This is a genomic window from Kitasatospora sp. LaBMicrA B282 (assembly GCF_050325825.1).
Taxonomy (GTDB): Bacteria; Actinomycetota; Actinomycetes; order Streptomycetales; family Streptomycetaceae; genus Kitasatospora.
Window position 1 is genome coordinate 1 of record NZ_JBNQTI010000300.1, and the last position, 5,119, is coordinate 5,119.

The following is a 5,119-nucleotide window of genomic DNA, read 5'->3' on the forward strand; positions in this document are numbered from 1 at the left end:
CGTGCGGGGCGTCGAGCGCCGCGGCCGGCCGGCAGAAGTGGTTCGGGTGGGGCGGTGTGCCCTCCCCGTGGTCGAGCCGACCGGTGGCAGGGCGCGGGCCGCGGCGCACCGCCGCCGCCGGCGTCCCGGCCCGGGAGCCGCTGCGCCGGTCCGCCGGCCGGGCCCACCGGTGCCGCAGCCGCCGGCCGCCCACCGCGTCCAGGCCGACCAGCAGGAAGGCCGCGCCCATCGCGTACAGCAGCCACTGCGACCAGGCCGAGCCGCCGCCGATCACCCGGGCGTGCTGCGGGTCGCCGGCCCGGTAGGAGAGTTCGGCGGTGCTGCCGGGCCGGGGCCGGCTGAACCGGGCGTCGGGCTCGGTGAAGGTGACCTGCCGCCCGGCCGCGGTGGTGAAGCGGTACCGGGCCGACCAGGTGTCGCCCGAACCGTCCGGGCTGCCCCGGTCGAGCACCCCGACCACCGTCCCGGTCGCCCGCAGGCCGTCCGGGTAGGGCGAGTGGTCGGCCTGCATCCGGAAGCCGAGCCCGCACACCGCCACCCCGACGACCAGGAAGACCAGTCCGCCGAGCGGCCCCAGGCGGCGCAGCGCGGTCCGCGCGGCCGCACCCGAACGCAGAAGCATGACGACCAGTCTGCTACCGCTGCGTAACAAGCCGGTACGGCCCATGTGCGGATTCGGCACCGGTTGCCCGGCGGGCGCCCGGACCGGTGCGGCGGGCGCCCGGAGCGGTGCGGCGGACGTCCGGACGGTGGCCGACGGGCGTCGGCGGGATGGCCGGCGGCGGCCGAGTTGGGGACCGCGACGAAGATCCACTAGCGTTCGGGCCGAACACATCGACACCCACAGGGGGAAACTGACAGTGCGCAAGTTCATGGCCCGCAGAGTCGCCGGAGCCGCCTTGGTCGTGGGCCTGCTCGGGGCCGGTGCACCGGTCCTGGCCGCGCCCGCCTACGCGGACTCGACGGCGCCCGCGGGCACCCAGGTCACGGCGTCCATCCCGTCCATCGGCGACCTGCTGCGCGGGGTCGAGGTCGACTGGGCCGAGGGCCACTGGAACTGGACGGCCTGGAACGACCCGACGCCGGTCGCCTTCGGCGGGGACCAGCCGAACTACCAGTGCGCCGAGTACGTCGCCCGCTCGCTGGCCGCGGCCGGTCTGGTCCCGGGCCTGAGCCCGGACGACCCGCAGGACGACTACTTCCACTACACCGCGCCGTGGGGCACCACCTACGACCTGCTGCTGATCAGCGACGTCGCGCCGTACCACAACCTGTACGACTACCTGATGGACAGCCACCTCGGCACGGACGTCGGTGACCACCCCGAGGAGGCCCGCCCCGGCGACGTCGTCGTCACCTACGCGGACCTCGGCGGCACCAAGAGCCACGCCGGCCTGGTGGCCACCGCCCCCGACGGCACCAACGAGGCCACCGTGGACGCGCACAACCGCGCGCGTCAGCACTACGGCTACCACTTCTACGCGCCGTCGCACCTGATCCGGATCGAGCCGCTCGGCCTGCTCGACGGCCTCGCCCAGTCCTTCGCGGTCCAGCCGGGCACCGGCGCCACCGCCGGGACCGGGACGACCGGGGCGGCCGGCACGACCGGTGGCACCGCCAGGTTCGCCGCGCCGAACCTGATGGCCGCGCCCAAGGCCGCTGCGCCCAAGACGGCTGCGCCCAAGGCCGCGGTCCCGGCGCCGGCCAACGAGCCCAACCAGTCCGGCGCGGGCCGGATGGACCCGGCCGGCCCGCAGGTCTGACGGCCGGCACCCAGCAGCAAGGGGGCCGCCCCCGCACTCCGGTGAGTGCGGGGGCGGCCCCTTGCTGTGTGCGGGGAGGGCGGTCAGGAGGCTGCGGCGCCCCGGCCCGCGCCGCGGTCGCCGCCGTTGCCGTTCGCGTCCTCGTTCCCGTCGGCGGCACTGTCCTGACCCTCGCCCCCGTCGCCGTGGGCCGGGGTGCCGACGGCGGCCGGCAGCTGGGCCGGCTGCCCGGGCCGGTTCAGCCAGGCGCACCAGGCCAGGCCCGCCAGCGTGCCCACCGAGGCGACGAAGAAGTTCAGCCGCAGCCCGAGGAAGTACTGCGAGTAGTCCACCCGCAGCGACTCCTCGAAGATCCGGAACGCCGAGTACCCGGCGATGTAGAGCGCGAAGAGGCTGCCGCGCCGCAGCCGGCCGGTCCGGCCGAGCCAGGCCAGGAAGCAGGCCAGCGACACGTCCCAGACCAGCTCGTACAGGAAGGTCGGGTGGAAGGTGCTGTCCTGGAGGTAGCCGGCCGGGCGGTAGGCGGGGGAGATGGTCAGGCCCCACGGCAGGCTGGTCGGGCCGCCGAACAGCTCCTGGTTGAAGTAGTTGCCGATCCGGCCGATCGCCTGGGCCACCAGCAGGCAGGGGGCCAGGGTGTCCATCATCGCGAAGACGCTGACCCCGGCCCTGCGCAGCCGCCAGACGCAGACCGCGGTGGCCAGCGCCACCCCGCCCCAGATGCCCAGGCCGCCGCTCCACACCGCCAGCGGACCCCACCAGTGCGGCGGGATCTCCTTGGGCGTGGTGATGTCGAAGTAGAGCCGGCCGCCGAGGATGCCGAACGGGACGCCCCAGATCGCCATCTCGTCCACCAGCTCCGGGTCGCCGCCCAGCGCCGCCCAGCGGCGGCGGCCGATGAACACCGCGAGGGAGATGCCCACGATGTACATCAGCGCGTAAAAGTGGATGAACAGCGGCCCCAGGTGGAACCCGTTCACCGACGGCGACGGAATAGCGGCTAGCAGCATGCTGCGAGGGTACGGGAACTGGGCCGTTGTCCCGCACGGCGGGTTGCGCCCGGCCGCGCCGGAACTCACTGGCCGGTCCGCGCCCCCAACACTTAGCGTGCCTGCCATGACCACTCGGATGATCATCCTCAACGGCGGATCCAGCAGCGGCAAGTCCACCCTGGCCCGGTGCCTGCAGGCCGTGCTGCCCGATCCCTGGCTCACCTTCGGGACGGACACCTTCGTCGACGCGCTGCCCGCCGCGCTGCGCGAGGGCGACGGCGGCATCGAGGTCGGCCCGGACGGCGAGGTCGAGGTCGGGGCGGTGTTCCGGCAGCTGGAGGAGGCCTGGATCGCCGGGGTGGCGGCGATGGCGCGCAGCGGGGCCCGGGTGATCGTGGACGAGGTGTTCCTGGGCGGCGCCGCCTCGCAGGCGCGCTGGGACCGGGCGCTGGAGGGGCTGCCGGTGCTCTGGGTCGGCGTCCGCTGCGCCCCCGAGGTGGCGGCGGGGCGCGAGCTGGCCCGCGGTGACCGGGCGGTCGGGATGGCGCAGCGGCAGGCGGAGCTGGTGCACCGGGGGGTGCGTTACGACCTGGAGGTGGACACCGGGCAGGCGGCGGCGCCGGACTGCGCCCGGGTGATCGCGGACCGGGTGATCGCGGACCGGGTGCGGTAGGCCGGGGGCCACGCACCTCGGGCCCGCGTCAGTGTCCGTGCAGGTCCGGGACCTGTTGCAGCCAGGCCGGGCGGCCGGCCGCGGTGCGCCGGGCGCGGGCGGCCTCCGCGGCGCGCAGCTGCTCCTCGGTGGCGAACTCGCGCGGCAGCCAGCGCGCGGAGACCGCCGCCCGGTCGGCCAGCTGCCGCACGTAGGCCTCGCGCAGCTGCTCGACCCCGGCGAAGCCGTCGGCCGCCGCCGACTCGGTCAGCCACTCCTCCGGGACCAGGGCCAGCACCTCGTGCAGCAGCTCCGGGGTCACCTGCGGCGCCAGCTCCGCGTCGGCGGCGGCCACCGCGGGCGCGTAGCCGCCGAGGGCGTGGGCGCTGAGGTCGTAGGCGCGGTCCACGGCGGCGGCCGCGGTGGACCAGCGGTGGTGGAAGACCAGGGCGGCGCCGTTGTCGATCAGCCAGAGCCGGTCGTGCCAGACCATCAGGTTCGGGTTGGCCCGGGTCCGGTCGACGTTGGCGGTCAGGGCGTCCAGCCAGACCACCCGGCCGGCCTCCAGTGGGTCGACCCGGACCTGCCCGGGCCGGAAGTCGCGGGCGCCGGGCAGGTAGTCCATGCCGAGGTTGAGCCCGGTGCTGGCCCGCAGCAGGTCCTGGATCTCCTGGTCCGGCTCGTGCGCGGCCACCGCCGGGTCGAAGTCGACCAGCACCAGCTCGGGCACCCGCAGGCCGAGCCGCCGGGCCAGCTCGCCCACGATCACCTCGGCGACCAGCGCCTTGCGCCCCTGCGCGGCGCCGCTGAACTTGACCACGTAGGTGCCCAGGTCGTCGGTCTCGACGACGGCCGGCACCGAGCCGCCGGCCCGCAGCGGGACGAGGTAGTGCAGGGCGGTCACCCGGGTGAGGTCAGCAGACACCCGGCCAGCCTAACCGGGCGGGTGGCAGGGCGGGCCGGGGCTGCGCGGAACGGGTGCACCGCGTGTGGTTGGCTGTCCGCGACGTTCCGCACACCAGAAGGAGCCCCCGCCATGGCCCAGGTCCACGCCCGCACCGAGCGGACCTACCCCGCCACCCCCGAGCAGGTCTACGAGGCGATCGCCGACTACGCCACGGTCCGCCCCACGCTGCTGCCGGGCCAGTACAGCGAGTACGAGGTGAAGGCGGGCGGCGTGGGCGCCGGCACCCAGGTGCACTGGAAGCTGCAGGCCACCGAGAAGCGGGTCCGGGACTGCCTGTACACCGTCTCGGCGCCGTCCGCCGGCACCCTGGTGGAGAAGGACGCCAACTCCTCGATGGTGAACACCTGGACGGTCACCTCGGCGGGCGCCGGGCAGACCACGGTGGCGATCGAGACCACCTGGAACGGGGCCGGCGGCATCGGCGGCTTCTTCGAGAAGACCTTCGCCCCCAAGGGCCTGAACCGGATCCACGACGAGGTGCTGGCCCGCCTGGCCGACCACCTCAAGTAGTCCCCCGCTGGTCACCCCGCACCACCCCGACTAGTCACACCTACCGCCCGGCACACCCGTACGAGCCCAGCCCGTACGGGTGGACCGCGCCCCCGGTCGGGTGACGAAGGCCGACCCACCGGCGTACGCCACCCCAGGGCCTGTCCGGCGGATCTTTCCGGGCGCGCGACGCCGGGCATCCCGCCTGGACGCGCCGGCGGTTCGTCCAAGTACGACCCAGTACGAGGACGAACCG

6 protein-coding genes are annotated in these 5,119 nt (G+C 74.9%); 3 read left to right on the forward strand and 3 right to left on the reverse strand.

Features of this window, described 5'->3' with window-relative positions; all coding sequences use genetic code 11:
* Window positions 1-622, reverse strand: a 622-nt coding sequence (locus ACQRUO_RS38560; RefSeq protein ID WP_428320849.1) for a DUF3592 domain-containing protein, incomplete at its 3' end; no start/stop codon positions are given.
* Window positions 623-872: 250 nt separating this feature from the next.
* Here ACQRUO_RS38560 and ACQRUO_RS38565 point away from each other — a divergent pair.
* Complete coding sequence (locus ACQRUO_RS38565; protein WP_428320850.1) at window positions 873-1,763, forward strand: hypothetical protein; 891 nt, start codon at window positions 873-875, stop codon at window positions 1,761-1,763.
* Window positions 1,764-1,846: 83 nt separating this feature from the next.
* Here the strand turns inward: ACQRUO_RS38565 and lgt are convergent, their stop codons facing one another.
* Window positions 1,847-2,773 carry a prolipoprotein diacylglyceryl transferase gene (gene lgt / locus ACQRUO_RS38570; protein WP_428320851.1) on the reverse strand — a complete coding sequence of 309 codons (927 nt, stop codon included), beginning with the start codon at window positions 2,771-2,773 and terminating at the stop codon, window positions 1,847-1,849.
* A 106-nt stretch (window positions 2,774-2,879) separates the two neighbouring features.
* On the opposite strand from lgt, the gene cpt reads away from it, so the two are divergent.
* Window positions 2,880-3,428, forward strand: a complete 549-nt coding sequence (gene cpt / locus ACQRUO_RS38575) for a chloramphenicol phosphotransferase CPT (protein ID WP_428320852.1) — start codon at window positions 2,880-2,882, stop codon at window positions 3,426-3,428.
* Window positions 3,429-3,456: 28 nt separating this feature from the next.
* Here cpt and ACQRUO_RS38580 read toward each other — a convergent pair whose 3' ends face one another.
* Complete coding sequence (locus ACQRUO_RS38580; RefSeq protein WP_428320853.1) at window positions 3,457-4,332, reverse strand: HipA family kinase; 876 nt, start codon at window positions 4,330-4,332, stop codon at window positions 3,457-3,459.
* Between the two features lie 111 nt (window positions 4,333-4,443).
* Here ACQRUO_RS38580 and ACQRUO_RS38585 point away from each other — a divergent pair, with 111 nt between their 5' ends.
* Complete coding sequence (locus ACQRUO_RS38585; protein WP_428320854.1) at window positions 4,444-4,884, forward strand: SRPBCC family protein; 441 nt, start codon at window positions 4,444-4,446, stop codon at window positions 4,882-4,884.
* The last annotated feature ends 235 nt before the right edge of the window (window positions 4,885-5,119 follow it).

Coding starts and splice junctions, on each gene's coding strand:
- ACQRUO_RS38585 (WP_428320854.1), top strand. CDS start 4,444: ATGGCCCAGGTCCACGCCCGCACCGAGCGGACCTACCCCGCCACCCCC.
- lgt (WP_428320851.1), bottom strand. CDS start 2,773: ATGCTGCTAGCCGCTATTCCGTCGCCGTCGGTGAACGGGTTCCACCTG.
- ACQRUO_RS38565 (WP_428320850.1), top strand. CDS start 873: ATGGCCCGCAGAGTCGCCGGAGCCGCCTTGGTCGTGGGCCTGCTCGGG.
- cpt (WP_428320852.1), top strand. CDS start 2,880: ATGACCACTCGGATGATCATCCTCAACGGCGGATCCAGCAGCGGCAAG.